General features: G+C 71.5%; 21 protein-coding genes. 7 read left to right on the top strand and 14 right to left on the bottom strand.

Going from position 1 to position 16,026, the window contains the following annotated elements:
- Positions 1-32: 32 nt before the first annotated feature.
- The 5 genes from ABZ078_RS42375 to ABZ078_RS42355 all read left to right on the top strand — a co-directional run bounded on the left by ABZ078_RS42375 (position 33) and on the right by ABZ078_RS42355 (position 3,391).
- Positions 33-329: a glutaredoxin family protein gene (locus ABZ078_RS42375; protein ID WP_356583876.1), complete on the top strand. Its 297-nt coding sequence runs from the start codon at positions 33-35 to the stop codon at positions 327-329.
- Positions 330-340: 11 nt separating this feature from the next.
- A complete protein-coding gene (locus tag ABZ078_RS42370) occupies positions 341-568 on the top strand; it encodes a hypothetical protein (protein WP_356583874.1) in 228 nt (75 codons plus the stop codon).
- Entirely contained in the window at positions 565-873 is a 309-nt protein-coding gene (locus tag ABZ078_RS42365) for a hypothetical protein (protein WP_356583873.1), read from the top strand. Before ABZ078_RS42370 ends, ABZ078_RS42365 begins: the two co-directional genes overlap by 4 nt.
- 206 nt (positions 874-1,079) lie before the next feature.
- Complete coding sequence (locus ABZ078_RS42360; protein WP_356583872.1) at positions 1,080-1,502, top strand: TlpA disulfide reductase family protein; 423 nt, start codon at positions 1,080-1,082, stop codon at positions 1,500-1,502.
- 290 nt (positions 1,503-1,792) lie between these two features.
- Positions 1,793-3,391 (top strand): peptide chain release factor 3, encoded by a 1,599-nt coding sequence (locus ABZ078_RS42355; protein WP_356583871.1) that lies wholly within the window; start codon positions 1,793-1,795, stop codon positions 3,389-3,391.
- A 158-nt stretch (positions 3,392-3,549) separates the two neighbouring features.
- Here ABZ078_RS42355 and ABZ078_RS42350 read toward each other — a convergent pair whose 3' ends face one another.
- The gene (locus tag ABZ078_RS42350) at positions 3,550-3,888 is read right to left on the bottom strand and encodes a metalloregulator ArsR/SmtB family transcription factor (protein WP_356583870.1); all 339 of its coding nucleotides are present in this window, start codon (positions 3,886-3,888) and stop codon (positions 3,550-3,552) included.
- A 161-nt stretch (positions 3,889-4,049) separates the two neighbouring features.
- Between ABZ078_RS42350 and merA the strand changes: the two genes are divergently transcribed.
- Together merA and ABZ078_RS42340 are read left to right on the top strand one after the other, a co-directional pair.
- Positions 4,050-5,486: a mercury(II) reductase gene (gene merA / locus ABZ078_RS42345; protein WP_356583869.1), complete on the top strand. Its 1,437-nt coding sequence runs from the start codon at positions 4,050-4,052 to the stop codon at positions 5,484-5,486.
- Between the two features lie 21 nt (positions 5,487-5,507).
- Positions 5,508-5,948 carry a MerR family transcriptional regulator gene (locus ABZ078_RS42340; RefSeq protein ID WP_356583868.1) on the top strand — a complete coding sequence of 147 codons (441 nt, stop codon included), beginning with the start codon at positions 5,508-5,510 and terminating at the stop codon, positions 5,946-5,948.
- Here the strand turns inward: ABZ078_RS42340 and ABZ078_RS42335 are convergent.
- The 13 genes from ABZ078_RS42335 to ABZ078_RS42275 all read right to left on the bottom strand — a co-directional run bounded on the left by ABZ078_RS42335 (position 5,845) and on the right by ABZ078_RS42275 (position 15,448).
- Positions 5,845-6,105: a hypothetical protein gene (locus tag ABZ078_RS42335; RefSeq protein ID WP_356583867.1), complete on the bottom strand. Its 261-nt coding sequence runs from the start codon at positions 6,103-6,105 to the stop codon at positions 5,845-5,847. The two genes, ABZ078_RS42340 and ABZ078_RS42335, sit on opposite strands and share 104 nt — an antisense overlap.
- 57 nt (positions 6,106-6,162) lie before the next feature.
- Complete coding sequence (locus ABZ078_RS42330; RefSeq protein WP_356583866.1) at positions 6,163-6,513, bottom strand: DUF2752 domain-containing protein; 351 nt, start codon at positions 6,511-6,513, stop codon at positions 6,163-6,165.
- A gap of 409 nt (positions 6,514-6,922) precedes the next feature.
- Positions 6,923-7,870, bottom strand: coding sequence for a cytochrome c oxidase assembly protein (locus ABZ078_RS42325; RefSeq protein WP_356583865.1), 948 nt, complete (start codon positions 7,868-7,870; stop codon positions 6,923-6,925).
- Positions 7,871-7,897: 27 nt separating this feature from the next.
- The gene (efeB, locus tag ABZ078_RS42320) at positions 7,898-9,121 is read right to left on the bottom strand and encodes an iron uptake transporter deferrochelatase/peroxidase subunit (protein WP_356583864.1); all 1,224 of its coding nucleotides are present in this window, start codon (positions 9,119-9,121) and stop codon (positions 7,898-7,900) included.
- Complete coding sequence (locus ABZ078_RS42315; protein WP_356583863.1) at positions 9,118-9,615, bottom strand: copper chaperone PCu(A)C; 498 nt, start codon at positions 9,613-9,615, stop codon at positions 9,118-9,120. Before ABZ078_RS42315 ends, efeB begins: the two co-directional genes overlap by 4 nt.
- Positions 9,612-10,274: an SCO family protein gene (locus tag ABZ078_RS42310; RefSeq protein WP_356583875.1), complete on the bottom strand. Its 663-nt coding sequence runs from the start codon at positions 10,272-10,274 to the stop codon at positions 9,612-9,614. Before ABZ078_RS42310 ends, ABZ078_RS42315 begins: the two co-directional genes overlap by 4 nt.
- A 381-nt stretch (positions 10,275-10,655) precedes the next feature.
- Positions 10,656-11,312: a vitamin K epoxide reductase family protein gene (locus tag ABZ078_RS42305; protein WP_356583862.1), complete on the bottom strand. Its 657-nt coding sequence runs from the start codon at positions 11,310-11,312 to the stop codon at positions 10,656-10,658.
- Between the two features lie 673 nt (positions 11,313-11,985).
- Positions 11,986-12,648 carry a DUF305 domain-containing protein gene (locus ABZ078_RS42300; protein WP_356583861.1) on the bottom strand — a complete coding sequence of 221 codons (663 nt, stop codon included), beginning with the start codon at positions 12,646-12,648 and terminating at the stop codon, positions 11,986-11,988.
- Positions 12,645-13,250 (bottom strand): DUF3105 domain-containing protein, encoded by a 606-nt coding sequence (locus ABZ078_RS42295; RefSeq protein WP_356583860.1) that lies wholly within the window; start codon positions 13,248-13,250, stop codon positions 12,645-12,647. Before ABZ078_RS42295 ends, ABZ078_RS42300 begins: the two co-directional genes overlap by 4 nt.
- Positions 13,251-13,366: 116 nt before the next feature.
- Positions 13,367-13,819: a hypothetical protein gene (locus tag ABZ078_RS42290; protein ID WP_356583859.1), complete on the bottom strand. Its 453-nt coding sequence runs from the start codon at positions 13,817-13,819 to the stop codon at positions 13,367-13,369.
- Positions 13,810-14,025 (bottom strand): hypothetical protein, encoded by a 216-nt coding sequence (locus ABZ078_RS42285; protein WP_356583858.1) that lies wholly within the window; start codon positions 14,023-14,025, stop codon positions 13,810-13,812. Before ABZ078_RS42285 ends, ABZ078_RS42290 begins: the two co-directional genes overlap by 10 nt.
- 77 nt (positions 14,026-14,102) lie before the next feature.
- On the bottom strand, positions 14,103-15,077 hold the full coding sequence (locus ABZ078_RS42280) for a M56 family metallopeptidase (RefSeq protein ID WP_356583857.1): 975 nt from the start codon (positions 15,075-15,077) through the stop codon (positions 14,103-14,105).
- Positions 15,074-15,448, bottom strand: coding sequence for a BlaI/MecI/CopY family transcriptional regulator (locus tag ABZ078_RS42275; RefSeq protein WP_356583856.1), 375 nt, complete (start codon positions 15,446-15,448; stop codon positions 15,074-15,076). The genes ABZ078_RS42280 and ABZ078_RS42275 overlap by 4 nt, the downstream gene beginning before the upstream one ends.
- Positions 15,449-16,026 lie beyond the last annotated feature (578 nt).

Raw genomic sequence — 16,026 nt, 5'->3', positions numbered from 1 at the left:
CTCCTGACCGACCTCAAGGCGGGGCGGCAGGCATGAGTACCCGGCAGATCACGCTGCTCACCCAGGCCGACTGCACCCTGTGCGAGCACGCCAAGGAAGTCCTGGCCAAGGTCGGCGCCGACCACCCGCTGACCATTACCGAGATCGACCTGAACAGCGAGGAGGGACAGCGGCTCGGGATGCTCGCCGGGGTGCTCTTCGCTCCCGGCATCCTCCTCGACGGCGTCCCCTTCTCCTACGGGCGGCTCTCCGAACGCCGCCTGCGCCGCGCCCTGGAAAAGGCCACACCCGCCGCTGACGCGAGCGAACCGGCTCGCACCGAACACTGAAGGAGTCCACCGTGCGCGAATTTCTCAACTACCTTCCCATCCTGGCCTGTCCGGTGGGCATGGGCGCGATGATGTGGTTCATGATGCGGTCCGGCCGCAAGACCACCGACACCGCCCAGACCCCCGCCGCCGAAGCCGACCCGCGCCAGCAGGAGCTGGCCCGCCTGCGCAAGGAGGTCGAGGACCTGCGCGAGCGGATGGGCACCCAGTCCGACGCCCCGGCGGAACACACCCGATGAGTGCCTACCTGCTGCCCCTGCTGGCCACCGCGGCCGCGGGCGCGCTCACGTACGTCTTCTGCGTCCGGCCCATGATGAAGGGCCGCGGCTGCCACATGATGCCGCAGCAGACCCAGTCCGGACAGACGTCCTGCCACTCCACCACGGACGCCGGGAACACCGCGCAGACCGCCGTGTCCGACAGCACGGACGAGCAGATCCGGCGGCTGCGCGAAGAAGTCCAGCTGCTCCACCACGAGCTGGACCTCCGCGCAGCCGGACAGCCCACCGATGCGGTCCGCCTCCAGAAGGACGATCCACGCTGAACGGCATATCGGACATACACCCGCGACGGTCCCCCACCGGCCCCCGCCCGGCGGGACCTTCGCGGCGCGCGGCCGTCACCGGGCTGCTGGCCCTGGCCGCCGGAACCCTCACCGCCTGCGGCACCCAGCAGAAGGGCGACAGCGCCGGATCCCTGGGGGCGGCGAAAGGCAGCTCCTCACAGTACTTCCAGCCCGGCGAGCGCACCGTGACCCCCGCCCTGAAAGGCACCACCCTGGACGGCGAGCAGGTCGACATCGCCGACATGCGCGGCCAGGCAGTGGTGATCAACATCTGGGGCTCGTGGTGCGCGCCATGCCGGAAAGAGGCCCCCGAGCTCAGGAAGCTCGCCGAGAAGACCGAGCCGCTGGGGGTGCGCTTCCTCGGCATCGACATCCGCGACAACAAGACAGCGGCGAAGGCCTTCGAGCGCAACTTCGGCATCACCTACCCCAGCATCTACGACCCCGACAGCCGCACCCTCGTCGGCTTCAAGAACCTGGCCGCGCGTGCCGTACCCACCACCTATGTCCTGGACAGGCAGGGCCGCGTGGCCGCCCTGTCCATCGGCCCCCTCACCTACAAGGACTTCTACCCCATCGTCACAGGCGTCGCCGCAGAGAAGGCGTGAGCACCGGCAGCGCACCGACCCGCGGACCAGGCTGCGGCCAGGGCTTGGACCAGCAGGCCGGACGTCCTGGAGGAAGCCCTGGGTGTAGGAACGCCGTTGCCGGAGACTGACGAGTAGACACGAGGAACTGGTGGCATGGCGTACGTCCCGGGGCGAGGCTGCTGCACGGTACGAAGACCCGTGCCGGGAGCCGGCGTCGGCGCAGGACATCGTCCGCTCTTCGCACGGCCGCCTCGCCCGGCTCGTGACGGTGCGGCGGCTGCCCGTGCGGGCGTGGAGGCGGTGCGGTGATGCCGGGCGGCAGAGGAGCGGCGGCCCATGAGGCGGCGCGGCGGCGCACGTTCGCGGTGATCAGCCATCCGGACGCGGGCAAGTCCACGCTGACCGAGGCGCTCGCCCTGCACGCGCACGCCATCACCAGGGCGGGCGCGGTGCACGGCAAGGCCGGGCGGCGCCCGGTGGCCTCGGACTGGACGGAGATGGAGAAGGAGCGCGGCATCTCGGTCACCGCCGCCGTGCTGCAGTTCACCCACCGCGGGTGCGTGCTCAACCTTCTGGACACCCCCGGCCACGCGGACTTCTCCGAGGACACCTACCGCGTCCTGGCCGCGGTGGACTGCGCGGTGATGCTCATCGACGCGGCCAAGGGCCTGGAGGAGCAGACCCGCAAGCTCTTCGACGTCTGCCGCCACCGCGGCATCCCCGTGATCACCTTCGTCAACAAGTGGGACCGGCCCGGCCGCGAGGCGCTGCAGCTGCTGGACGAGATCGAGCGCGAGTTCCGCCTCAGGCCCACGCCCGTCGTCTGGCCGGTCGGGGACGCGGGAAATCTGCGCGGGCTGATCGACGTACGAACGCCCGGGAGGATGCTGCGCTACGCCCGCACCCCCGGCGGCGCCCACGAGGCCAGCGAGGAGGCGGTCTCGGCCGAGCGGGCGGCGGCCGAGGAGGGCCCGGTCTGGGACCAGGCGGTGGAGGAACTGGAGTTGCTGCGGGCCGCCGGCGCCACGCACGATCAGGAGGCGTTCCTGGCGGGCCGGAGCACGCCCGTGTTCTTCGGCGCGGCGATCTCCAACATCGGCGTACGGCTGCTGCTGGAGGCCGTCGTCGACCTCGCCCCGCCCCCGGGGCCGCGGGAGCTGGCGGGCGGCCGTATCCGTCCCGTCGACGCGCCGTTCGCGGGGCTGGTGTTCAAGGTGCAGGCGAACATGGACCCCGCGCACCGAGACCGGATCGCCTTCATACGGGTGTGCTCCGGCGTCTTCGAACGCGGCATGACCCTCACGCGCGCCGCCACCGGCAGACCGTTCGCCACCAAGTACGCGCACAGCCTCTTCGGGCAGCACCGCTCCACCGTCGACATCGCCTACCCCGGCGATGTGGTCGGCCTGGTCAACGCCCACACCCTGCGGGTGGGCGACACCCTCTACACCGGACAGGCCGCCGCCTTCCCGCCGATGCCCACCCTCGCGCCCGAGCACTTCGCCGTCGCCCGGCCCGTCGACATCACCCGCACCAAGCAGTTCCGGCGCGGCATCGCCCAACTCGACGAGGAGGGCGTGATACAGGTTCTCGTCTCCGAGCTCCGCGGCGAACAAGCCCCCGTCCTGGCCGCGGTCGGCCCGATGCAGTTCGAGGTCGTCACCGCCCGGATGACGGGCGAGTTCTCCGCCCCCATCAGGCTGGAGCCGCTGCCGTACCACCTCGCGCTGGCCACCGACGCGGCCGGCGCCGAGGCGCTCACCCGCTCCCCGATCAGGGGCGAGGCACTCACCCGCGTCCGCGACAAGGCCCGGCTGGCCCTCTTCCGCGGCCGCTGGCAGGCCGACTCCTTCCGGCGCGAGTTCCCCGACGCCCGCCTCGACCACCTCGTCGCCGCTCACGACTGACCGTTCAGCGGCCCGGAGGCGGTCGTAGCGCAACTCGCGCCAGTCGATCAGCGTGCGCCGGGCGCGCCGGCAGCGATGAGGGCGGGCCCGGCGCAGCAGGCGATCATCAGGGTGGCGCCGACGCCGGGGCGGCCATGCCGGCGCCAGAGGGCTGCGCTTCAGCCCTGGCTGTCCGGGATGCGGGTGCAGCAGGTCAGGGCAGTGGCGTTGTCCGCGGCCAGCGAGCGGGCCAGGACGATCAGGTCGGCGACGCGCGGGTCGCCGACGGAGTAGCGCAACTTCTTGCCGTCACGGCGGGCGGTGACGTAGCCGCAGTCGGTAAGACAGGACAGGTGCACCGAGACTCGCGGCTGGGAGATGCCGGCGTATTCGACGCAGTCGGCGGAGGTCCGCTCGCCGCGAAGGATGTACTCCAGCAGCTTCAGCCGGGTGGGATCCGACAGGGCGCGCAGGAACTTCGCCACCGTGTCCAGGTGGGTACACGGCACCTCCGGCATGCCCTCCCGGGTGGAAGGGACGGGGGCAGTGACGCGGTCGGGCATGGGGCCTCGCAACTGGAACTATTCGCCTGGCCGCATAGTATGGTGGCAGCGAGATATTTGGCAAGGCGCATAGAAGCGGTCCCGGTCACGCGGGCCCGCACGCAGGAGGTGCTGCGGTGAGCACAGCGAACGACACCTACGACCTGGTGGTCATCGGCTCCGGCGGCGGGGCGTTCGCCGCCGCGATCGCCGCACGGCGCAAGGGTCGCTCGGTGGTGATGGTCGAGCGCGCCACGACCGGCGGCACCTGCGTGAACACCGGCTGCGTGCCGTCCAAGGCGCTGCTGGCCGCCGCCGAGGCCCGCCGCAGCGCGCTCGAGGGGCGACGTTTCCCCGGGATACGGACCGAGGCCGGGCCGGTGGACTTCGATGCACTGATCGGCGGCAAGGACAAGCTGGTCGAGCAGATGCGGGCGGAGAAGTACACCGACCTGGCCGCCGAGTACGGCTGGGACATCTTGCCTGGCACCGCCCGCTTCACCGGTGACCGGGACAACCCCACTCTGGAGGTGGCATTGAGGGACGGCGAAAGCCGCCGGATCGAGGCCGCCCACTACCTGATCGCCACCGGGTCGACGCCGTGGGCGCCGCCCATCGAGGGCCTGGAGGAGACCGGCTACCTGACCTCCACCACCGCCATGGACCTGGACGTACTGCCTAAGAGCCTGCTGGTGCTGGGCGCCGGGTACGTCGGCCTGGAGCAGGCCCAGCTCTTTGCCCGCCTGGGCAGCAAGGTCGCCGTGATCGCGCGCAGCCGCCTGACCTCCGGCGAGGAACCCGAGATCTCCGCCGCCCTTCAGGACGTCTTCGCCGATGAGGGCATCACCGTCCACACCCGCACCCGCCTGACCGCGGTGCGCCGGGACGCCGACAAGATCGTGGCCACCACCCGCACCGGCGACGGCCGCGAGCTTCAGCTGCGCGCCGCCGAACTGCTGGTGGCCACCGGCCGCCGCCCAGTCACCGACGGCCTCGACCTGGAAGCGGTCGGGATTGAAACCAGCGAGCGCGGCGAAATCGTCGTCGATGAGCACCTGCGCACGGCCAACCCGCGGATCTGGGCGGCCGGGGACGTCACCGGACACCCCCAGTTCGTGTACGTCGCCTCCGCCCACGGCGCCCTGATCGCCGACAACGCCTTCGACGGCGCGGCCCGTACGGTGGACTACCACCACCTGCCGCGGGTCACCTTCACCACCCCGGCCATCGCCTCCGCCGGCCTGACAGACGCCGAAGCCATCGCCCAGGGCTACACGTGCGACTGCCGCGTCCTGCCTCTGGGGTACGTGCCCCGCGCACTGGTCAACCGCGACACCCGCGGCCTGATCAAACTCGTCGCCGACGCCGCCACCGGCCGCCTTCTCGGGGCGCACGTCCTGGCCGACGGCGCCGGAGACGTCATCGCAGCCGCCGTGTACGCATTGGCCAATGAGATGACGGTGCAGCAGATCGCCGACCTGTGGTGCCCGTACCTGACTATGGCCGAAGGGCTCAAGCTGGCCGCCCAGACCTATACCCGCGACGTCACCAAGCTGTCCTGCTGCGCCAGCTGAACATCCGGGAAGGATCGGATCATGAGTGGGAAACGGGCACGGCCGATGACGGCCGGCGAGCTGTCCCGCCGAACCGGGGCGCCGGTCAGGACACTGCGCGAGTACACCGGCCTCGGACTGATCTGCACCCTGGGCCGCAGCCCGGCGAACTACCGGCACTTCACCGAGGACTGGCTGGCCGGCCCCCCAGGGTCTCCCCCGTCCTGCCCGTCGCTGACGCCTGCGCCATGGAACAACCGCTCGCATCACGGCACAGGTGAACTCCGGAACTTGCTGCGGACGCGGCCCGACCCCTTGACAGGGGCGGATACACCTCGTGCCCAGCGACCGACCGGGAGGCCGGGCCGTCGCGTGGTGGTCAGGCGGTGGCCACGCTGTCCAGGGTGCCCGTCTTGGCCTCGGCGACCAGCGAGGCGAACTGGTCGGCGCTCATCTGCACGCGCTGCCCGAAGTCGTCCGTGATGACGACGCGGCGTTCCGCGGGAGCTGCCGGGTCGACGAACAGCTGCGGACACCCGCAGTCGCAGTTGCCGCAGAAGGTGGCGATCGGCGCAAGGGGGCTCCGTGCCTTCCCTCCCGGTGATACTTCCCGGGGAACCGCACCGGCAGACCGGGGCACCTTGAAGTACGGCCCTGCCGGGGACCGTGGCCGGGCTCGGGGTGCGGTTGCGCGCGGTCAGTGCAGTCCCGTGGTCATCAGCAGTTCTGCCTGGCTCTGCTGACGGATTGCCAGGGCCACCAGGGCCAGAGCGAGGATGATCCATCCCGCTCGGCCCGGCCGTACGCGCAGCACCGGCCAGCGGCCTGTGACAGTTCCGGCTACCAGGCGGGCGAGGACAGCGACCGAGGTGAAGGCGACCAGCAGCCCGAGCGGGTTGTAGCGCCAGGCCATCGCCACATCCCCGCGGAAGACCGCCACGACCGCTCGGGTGAGCCCGCAGGTCGGGGCCATGATCCCGGCGAAGTGGCCCGGCCCGTGGAGATTCACGGGAAACATGCCCCACACCGCCATCGCCGGGCCGGTCACGACCACCACGGTCCCGGCCGCGCCCCAGAGCCACCATCGAGCGTTCCGCGTCTCCCAGCCGAGCCGGACCTGCGGGACCCACCGTGCAGGGGCCGGTGCGGCGGAGGGAGTTCGGGCTTGTGACATTGCTCTCCTCACCTGTCGTGGTCGAGGCGATGTGACCCGCTCGGCGGGCATGGCCGCGATTGAGGTCCGTCTCCGGCTCCGGGGTTTTGACCATACTCTCGGCACGGCGCGCGCTCCGCATGGTGGCCGTGCCGAGCGCGGCCTGAGCCAGGTTGCCCTCTCCTCTTTGGGGGCGGTGAGCAGTCGCACGCACGGCACCTCGGCGTCCCGCCGCTGGCGCCGCGCGGCTGCTCCATCCCATAGGCGGTCGCCATAACCCGGCTGCTCGCGCCCGCGCCGCCGGTCAGCGCCGGGAGTGAAGTGAGGCGAGGTAGGCGTTGTACGCGGCCAGTTCCTTGTCGCCGTCCCGATCGGCCCGGCGGTCGTGGCGGCGGGCCTGCCTCTGTTCGGAGCGGTACCACTGGAACAGCAGGGCGATCAGCACGATCACGGACGGGATCTCGCTGAACGCCCAGGCGATGCCGCCGGCCGCGTTCTGGTCGGCGAGCGCCGAGACGCCCAGCGAGGCCGGCGGGTCGGCGTAGGTGTCGATCATCGGTGTGGAGGCCATCATCAGGGCGATGCCGAAGAAGGCGTGGAACGGCATGCCCGCGAACAGCTCCAGCATCCGCATCACATAACCCGGCCGGTGCGGGCCCGGGTCCACGCCGATGATCGGCCAGAAGAAGACCAGTCCCACCGCCAGGAAATGCGCGTTCATGGCGAGGTGCCCGGCGGTGGAGGCCATGAGGTGGTCGACCAGCGGCGTGAAGTACAGCCCGTACAGGCTGGCGATGAACAGCGGAACCGTGAACGCCGGATGGGTGATCACGCGTGCGTAGCGGCTGTGCAGCAGGCGCACCAGCAGCTCCCGCGGGCCGGTGCGCCCACGAGCCGCAGGCGGCAGGGCGCGCAGCGTCAGCGTCACCGGGGCCCCGAGCAGGAGCAGGATCGGCGCCAGCATGCTGAGGACCATGTGCTGCACCATGTGCACGCTGAACAGCACCATGCCGTAGTCGTTCAGCCCGGTGCCCGTCACGAGCACCACGGTCAGCACGCCCAGCACAAAAGCGATGGTGCGGGCAATGGGCCAGGCGTCCCCGCGGCGGCGCAGCCGGGCCACGGCCCCGCCGTACAGGACCAGGGCCAGCAGGCTTGCCGTCAGGAAGAACGGCTCGCCGGTGAGCTCCAGCCCCCGCCCGAGCGTGAACGGCGGCAGTTCCGTCGTCATGCCGTGCCCAGTGTGATCCATCGTCAGCTCCTCGGTCCGCCGGGCCTGTCAGGCTTCCAGCAGCCGCTGGCCGACGTACTCGCCCTTCGCCGCCCCGCCCGGGACGGCGAACAGCGCGCTGGCCTCGTGACGGATGAACGCCGAGAGGGCGTCTCCGCGGTCGAGTTTGCGCTGCACGGGTACGAAGCCCTTGATCGGGTCGGCCTGCCAGGCGATGAGCAGCAGCCCGGCGTCCGGCACGCCGTCCGCGTCGATGCCGTCGTGGAAGGAGAACGGGCGGCGCAGCATCGCCGCCCCGCCGTTGGTCTCCGGCGCCGCGGTCCGCACATGCGCGTCGGCCGCGATCAGGGCGTTGCCCGCGGCGTCGGTCTTGTTCAGGTCCACCGGGGTGGTCGCGGTGCCCCCGGACAGCGGGGCGCCGTCGGACTTGCGCCGCCCGATGACCTTCTCCTGCTCGGCCAGGGAAAGGCTTTCCCAGCCGTCCAGCAGCATCCGGATACGGCGGACGACGGCGTACGAGCCGTGCGCCATCCACGCCGGATCCCCGTCGGCGGGAACGAAAATCCGCCGGTCGAAGTCGGCATCAGTCGGCTGGGGGTTGTTGGTGCCGTCGACCTGGCCCATCAGGTTGCGGACCGTCCTCGGACGCTCGGTAGCCCCGGGGGTGCGGTTGAAGCCGTTCATCTGCCAGCGCAGCCGGGCCGTGTCCCTGGCCGCCTTCTGCACGGCCCGCAGCGCGTGGAAGGCCACCAGGCCGTCGTCGGCGCCGATCTGCAGCCACAGGTCGCCGTTGCTGCGCTTGGGGTCGAGCGTGTCGGAGGTGAAGTCCGGCAGCGGCTCCAGCGCCTCTGGGCGCTGCTTTTCCAGGCCCGTCCGGTCAAAGAAGGTGCGGCCGAAGCCGAAGGTGACGGTCAGCGAGGACGGGCCGGCGTCCAGTGCGACGCCGGTGTCGTCGTCCACCGGCTGCCCGGCCGTCAGCCTCTGTGCCGCCGTGGACCAGCGGCGCAGCAGCGCGGCAGCCGCCCTTCGGTCCGCACCGGGTGCGAGGTCGAAGGCGACCAGGTGGCCGCGGGCCTGCAACGGCGTGGTGATGCCCGCCTGGTGCCGACCGTGGAAGGAGACGGAGGTGGAGCCGATGGTGGTCAGGGCCGTCGGGCCGTCCTGGGTGGCGCGGGCACCGAGCACGCCGCCGCTCGCGCCGGCCGCCACTCCTGCGGCGCCCGCCGCGCCGACGGTGCCCAGCAGCCGGCGCCGGGTGATGTCACTGCTCATGCTCGGGGTCCTGCTCCGGGGTTGAAGGTGGGTGCCTCGACCGGGACGTCCAGCGTGACCGGGGAGCTCTTCGCGAAGTGCAGCGTCACAGACACGTGGTCGCCCTCGACCGGTCTGTGGTCCAGGCGCATGAACATCAGGTGGCTGCCGCCGCGCTCGAGTTCGAGCGTGCCGTGGGCCGGGATCGCCAAGGACGTCGCCTGCCGCATCTCGTCGCCGGCGGCCTGATTGAGGGTGATGTCGTCGGAGAGGCCGCTGGTGACCGAGGTCAGCTCGTCGGCGGCATCCCCGGTGTTGGTCACCGTGAAGTAGCCGCCCGCGATCTCTGCGGTCACCGGCTGCGGCATGAACGCACCGGTGACGGCGAGGTCGGGGCCGCTCGGCCCGAAGGAGCGGGTGACAAGCCCGGTGGCCACGCCCAGCGCGAGGACGGTGGCCAGCACCCCGGTGGCGGTGAGGATGACGGCCGCTGGCAGGGTGCGGCGGGCGGTCACGGGAGCCGCCCCTCGATCAGCTTCGGCAGGTCCTTGGCGTAGTCCTCGGCCGTGGCCTCCTCACCGCTGTAGATCACATGCGCCTTGTCGTCCTTCGCGGAGAAGGCCAGCACCGTCTTGCCGTGCGTCGCGGTGACCTTGCCGTCCTTGCCCTTCACCGGAGGCGCCATGCCCACGCCCACGGTGCGCGCCGCGGCCTCGACGGTCTTGTAGCTGCCGCTGAGCCCGATGAAGTCAGTGTTCCCGGCGCTGCGCAGCCACCTGCCGAGCTGTGCGGGTGTGTCGCGCTCGGGGTCGGTGGTGACGAAGACGAACCGGAACTGGTCGCGTTGCGCCTGCGACAGGTCCTTGTAGGCGATCGCGAGGTTGCTCACGGTCAGTGGGCAGGCGTCCGGGCAGTGGGTGTAGCCGAAGTACAGCAGCGTGAGCCTGCCCTTGGTCTCCTCGCGCAGGTCGAACTTCTTGCCGTGGGTGTCGGTGAGGACCAGCTCCGGCTTGGTGAACGGCTGGTCCAGGACGGTCGCGGCCTTCTCCGGGCCAGCGGTGCCGTCGACGGAGACGACGGGCTTGTCCCCGGCCTCGGCGCCGTTGCTGCAGGCGGACAGAGTCAGTGCCGCGCCTGCGCTGAGCGTGGCGGCGAGCACGGTGCGTCGACGCATGGTGAACGACCCCCAGGGGGTGGTGATGGTGGTGATGCGGGTGCCGTGCACCCACGCAAAAACTAAGCGGTTTAGGTGTTCGCTGGTGGAGTCTACGACAGGCCGAACCGAGCCCCGCACGCACCCCCGCCCCGCCGAGAACCGGCCCGGGGCCGTCCTCACCCCGCGGAGACCGTCCGCCCCCTGACCCGGCCCCGTGCCGAAAGCGGGCGCATTGGCCGGGCTTGGCCCGCTCGGCCGCGAGGGACGTCCTCCCCCTGCGCCCCATCCCGTTCTTGCGCCCGGCCTGCTCCGTCCGCGCACTGGCCGAGGACGGACCACCGGGTGGGTGAGCTGGCCGAGCCCTCCGGGCGCAGCAAGCACACCCCTTGCCGGGCCCGGTCAGCTGGTCCAGAAGTCCCACCACCGGGTCAGGATCAGCATGCCGATGATCCCGGCGTGCACCACCGGGACCGCCCAGTGGAACTCCGCGGCGAAGCCCTTCACGCCGGCCGGGGTGGGCAGGAAACCGTGCCGGACGTTGTGACCGGTGACGTACCAGAACATGGTCAGGGTGGCGATCCAGGCCAGGGTGCACCACAGGCACAGGGCGCCGATGTTGTAGAGCGACTGGTACATCAGCCAGGTCACGAAGCCGACGCCGAACAGGCAGCCTGCGTTGAAGGTGAGCCAGTACCAGCGCGGGAAGCGGGCTCCGGTGAGCAGGCTGACGCCGACACAGATCACGATGCCGTACGCGACCAGGCCGAGCATCGGGTTCGGGAAGCCGAACACCGCCGCCTGCTTGCTCTCCATGACGCTGCCGCAGGAGACGACCGGGTTGAAGCTGCAGCCAGGGGTGAACGTCGTCCCGGCCACCTTCGCTTCGAGCAGTTTGAACTTGTCGAACGTGATCACCCATGCGGCGAGCAGTCCGGCCGCCCCGGTGATGACCAGCAGCAGCGAGAAGGCCCGGCTCGCACCCACCGCACCAGCGTCCCCCGTAGAGGCGGGCGCGGGCGCGGAAGCCGCATCCACAGAGGCTCTTGTCGTCGTCATGTCCTGATTCCCATCGTCGATGCGCTGTCGAGGATGCCGTTCATTGTTCGCCTGCCTTTGGGCACGTCAGCCGGTCTCCGCCGGTCTCCGCCCGACTGAGTGGCCAGGGACGGACGCCCTGCTCCGGCGTCCGTCCCTGACCGGCCGTCCCGAAACCCCCGGGTGTGCGGGTCCCGGGTCGGTCGCACGATGACGGCCCAAAGCCCCGCGCAGGCCGCGGGCCCATGAACGGCCCATGAACACAGTGCAGGACCCGGCGTGGCGGATGTGAGCGGCGACGGGCCCCACGGTGCGCGCGGTGATGCCCGGGCACCTCGGCGTGGCGCCGCTGCCCACTCAGCTTCGTCCTCGTGCTCGGGACTGTGGCCGCGTTGGTACGGGCCGCGGTCGGCCGGCCAACCGGCCGTCGGCTGTATACGGGTGGCGCGCCGCCGTCCCGCCCCGGTGCTCGAACCTGGTCCTGTTCGCGGGGGCTGACCGCACACCAGCAGACCCATGCCGGCCTGCGCACCGGCCTCGAGACCGGGACGCCGACCGGACTGCTGCTGTACGCCGCCGCCGGTCCTGCTGATCCTGGCGGCCCTGACCGGGGCGGCGCTGCGGACGCGGCGAGCTGGCCACCGTATCCCGCGCCGCAACCGCAGGGCTGCCCGGCCGCGCCAGCCGCAGGAGGTCACTGCCGCGCGCTCGCTTGGCGGTCGGCGAGCATGTCGGCCATGAGCTTCATCTCCGACTGCTGGCCGAGGACCATGCCCTGGGCCAGCCGGACGACCGTCGGGTCCTCGGCCAGGTCGGCGGCGCCCTGGGCCATGTCGATGCCGCCGCGGTGGTGTGCGGTCAGCAGCTGCAGGTAGAGCACCTCCGCGTCCTTGCCCTCGGCTGTGCGCAGCTTGTCCATCTCGGTGTTCGTGGCCATGCCCGGCATCAGCGATCCGTCGTGGGCCTTGTAGTCCATGTCGTGGTGCATCCAGGCCATCGGCGACTTCTGCGAGGTCTTCGGCAGGCCCCAGGCGTCCAGCCGTCCGAGGAGCATGCCGCGCTGGTTGGCCTGGGTGTTGATGATGTCGTACGCCAGGCGGCGTACGTCCTCGTCGTCGGTGCGGTCGCGCACGATGAACGACAATTCCACCGCCTGCTGGTGGTGCACGGCCATGTCGCGGGCGAACCCGGCGTCCGCCGAGTCCGCGTCCGGGGCGGTGGCGTCGGCGCGGGAGGCCGTCATCGCCACCAGGGCGAGGACGGCCAGCAACAGGGCGAGGGCCGCCCCGGCGTACGGCAGCCACCGGCTGGGAGTACGGGTGGTGTCGATCATGTCCATGTCGGTCGCGTCGGTCATCCCATGCTCCCGCCACTGCACGAGGCGCCCGGCTCGGGCGTCTGCTCACCCTGGACGTACTTGTCCAGGAACTCGTTCACCTGCGAATCGGACGCCTTGTCCACGCCCAGTTGGTGGCCCCAGGCGGTCAGCGTGATCGGCGAGGACTGGTCCGCGTAGGGACTCAGGAACGAGTACGGGGTCTTGGCCACCTTCGCGCTCAGTGACGTGACGTCGGCCTTGGACGCCTTGTCGTTGTAGGTGATCCACACCGCGCCGTGCTCCAGGGAGTGCACGGCGTTCCCGTTCGGTACTTCCTTGGTGTAGACCTTGGCGTCGCAGTTGAGCCAGACCGGGTTGTGGTCGCCGCCCGCAGGCGGGCTCATCGGGTAGTCGACCTTCTTCTGTACGTGGTTGCGGCTCAGGTTCGACCAGGTCTTCTCGCCCTTGACCGGGGCGGCCTGGGCCTTCTCCTTGTCGTTGGCGGCGTCGAGCAGATACCAGCCGACGCCGGCGAAGATCGCGAGAATTCGGTTGCGTCGTTCGCGGGCCTGCTCGGCGCGGCGCATCTGCGCGATGCGGGCTTTGCGGTCCGCGGCCTTGGCTTTCGCGTTGGAACCCATGGTGTGTGTCCTTCTCCCGCCACCACCGAAGGGCGCGGCGGTGCTGCTGATCTGGGGATCGTCCGGTGCACGAAGGCCGGAGCGGGGCGCGTGCGGACGCGCTCCGGCCGGGCGTGCTAAATCCGCAGTACCTGCAGCCGATGAAGATCCGGTGGCCGGGATGCCGGGCTGCCGCGGACAGCGGCAGTGGCCGCCCGCCCCGGCGCAGCCGCCGCGGCCATCTGCCCCGGGGCCGGTGCGGCGCACGGACCGGAATGGGCCGAACCGTCGTGGATCCCCGCGGGCAGGCCGCTGCCGCAGTGCCCGCCGTTCTCGCGCGCGCAGTCCTCGCAAGCGGCCCGGCCGTCCATGCCCGCCGTGGAGATGCCGTGGCCGGCCATGCTCACCTGCGGGGCAGCAGGGCGGTCCGATGCCATGCCCGCGGGTATCTGGGCGGCCATGGCGGCGCCGCAGAGCAGGGGGGCGAAGGCCAGGGTCGTCAGTACGACGGCGAGCAGCCGCGCAAAGACCCCTCGCGGGCCGCAGCCGGCGACGCGCGGCGGGCGAGGTGGCGAGATCGTCAGCGCCACCGGGTGAGTCCGAAGAGCGCCAGCGCGATGCCGCCGATCTGCCCGTAGATGTGGTGGGGGTCGAAGGGCAGCACGGCGAAGCCCATGATGTTGCCGAGCAGACTGGAGGCGAACAGCCCGATCCCCAGGAACAGCGCCGTCCACAGGACGATCCGGTCCCGGCGGTGGGCCGCCTGCGGGTTCCTGGCCGCGGCGGGCGTGGGCATGCGGGTCACCCCCATTACCTAAGTCTCATAGGTGATGGGGTGAAGTTATCAGATGACCGGGCCTGGACCCGGGGGGATCACGCGGAACGCTGGGCGACGGGGGCGTCGGGCAGCGGGCAGGTGGTCATGCTGGTCGCGGCCACCGCGGGCTGGGCGGCCAGGACCAGTGGCAGGGCCAGCGCCGCGCCCGCCACCAGGGCCCCGACCCAGACCACGGCGTGGCGCAGTGGCCGCTGCGGGCCGAGCAGGCGCCGCACCCGGCCGGCCACCTGGCCGCCGGAGGCCGCCAGCGAGGCGGTCGGCACCCCTGCCCCGGCGAGCTCGACCAGCGCCCCGGCCAGGGTGAGCGAATCGGTGCGGGCCGTGGCCGCGTCGTCGGCGGCCATCTCCACCAGCCGCCGCGTCTCCTGCGCCGCGGTACGGAAGAGCGCCATGCGCCCGAAGGCCCGCTCCAGCGCCTCCGCGAAGGCCAGGACGAGGTGGTGGCGCTGATGGATGTGCGCCCGCTCGTGGGCGATCACCGCGTCCAGCGCGCGCGGCTCCAGCGCGGCCAGCGCCGCCGAGGTCAGTACGATCCGGTGTCCGGTGCCGGGCAGGCAGTACACCGCCGGGCGGTCGTCGTCCAGCACGGTCACGCCCAGATCGGGCCGCGCGCGGCCGACCATCGCCAGCACCTCGGCGTGCCGACGGCGCTCCCGCCGCGCCCGCCACAGGGCGGCGCCCAAGCACCAGCCGAGGCGGCTCAGCACCGCCAGGGCCAGCACGGTGCCGGTCGCGGCCGCCATCGCGCCGCCCGGTGTGGCGTACTGCGCGCGCAGCGCCATCACGCACGCCTGCAGCATGGCGGCCAGGTTGCCGCTGACCGGTACCGTGGGCACGGCCAGGACGAGCCCGGCGAGCGCGACCGAGACGACGACCGTGGCGGTGAGGGCCTGCCAGGCCCAGATCGCCAGCCGCGGTGCCCGCGCCGTCCAGCCCGTACGGGTCAGCAGCACCGGGGTGAGCGTGCCGACCAGGCCCGCGTAGCCCAGCAGCAGGATCGCGACCCTCATGAGCGGCTCCCCTCGCGGCGCGCGGCGAGCGCCGCCCGCAGCTCGTCGACCTCGGTCTCGTCCAGCTCGTCGAACAGCTTCACCAGTGTCGCGGTGCGGTCCGCGCCGGTCTCCCAGACCTGGTCGATGAGCGAGGCGGCGTACTCCTCGCGGTTCTTCGTGGCCTGGTAGCGGAAGGCCCGGCCGTCCTTGGCCCGCGACAGCCAGCCCTTGCGGTGCAGGATCTCCATCACCGTCTGCACCGTGTTGTACGCCAGCGGCTGCGGTCGGTCGGCGTTGAGCTGCTCCAGCACCTCGCGCACCGTCAGCGGAGCATGAGCGTCCCACACCGCGTCCATGATCGCCTGTTCGAGCTCGCCGAAGCCCCGCATCCGGCCGCCTCCCTCCACGAAAACCTAAGCGCCATCGTACGTGCCGTTCCCATCTGGCCCGCCCAGCCCGTACCCGGGGGGCGGCGTGCGCACCCTGGGCGACCGCGCCGGCTCAGGCTGCACATGGCCGGCATCCCTCCCCGCCTCATGAGGACGGCCTTGGTCGCCTGTCAGTGTTGGCCGGCCGATCGTACGTTCATGCGGAAAGCTCCAGGCCGCTCTCCCTGGGCGCCGGAGATCCCAAGAAACTCCTAAGTAGGATAGGTGTGCGAGTCCGGGCGGTCGGCACAGAGGTCAGCGGAGGGGACCGTATGTCCGGCGCCAGGCCCCGGGCGCACACGGGGCCGGCAGTAGGTGCCGAGGAGGCGTAGGAGGTTGGGATGTTGGAGGGAATGGCCGGGCGGCCCGGCAGGTCACGGTCCGTCCCCAGCGCGAACGGCTCGGTCCGGGGGCCATCGGGAATCGCACGGCGATGGTCAGCGGGCCCTGGCCGAGAGGCTGCTGCCGCGCGTATGGCCCGGCGCTCGTCTGCACCGACGTCGCCGCCCGCGGCATCGACGTCGAGGGCGTGACGCACG

This window comes from Streptomyces sp. NPDC006385 (genome assembly GCF_040612485.1).
Lineage (GTDB): Bacteria > Actinomycetota > Actinomycetes > Streptomycetales > Streptomycetaceae > Streptomyces.
The sequence above is the reverse complement of the archived record's forward strand: the minus strand, read 5'-3'. Positions and strand labels throughout refer to the sequence as shown.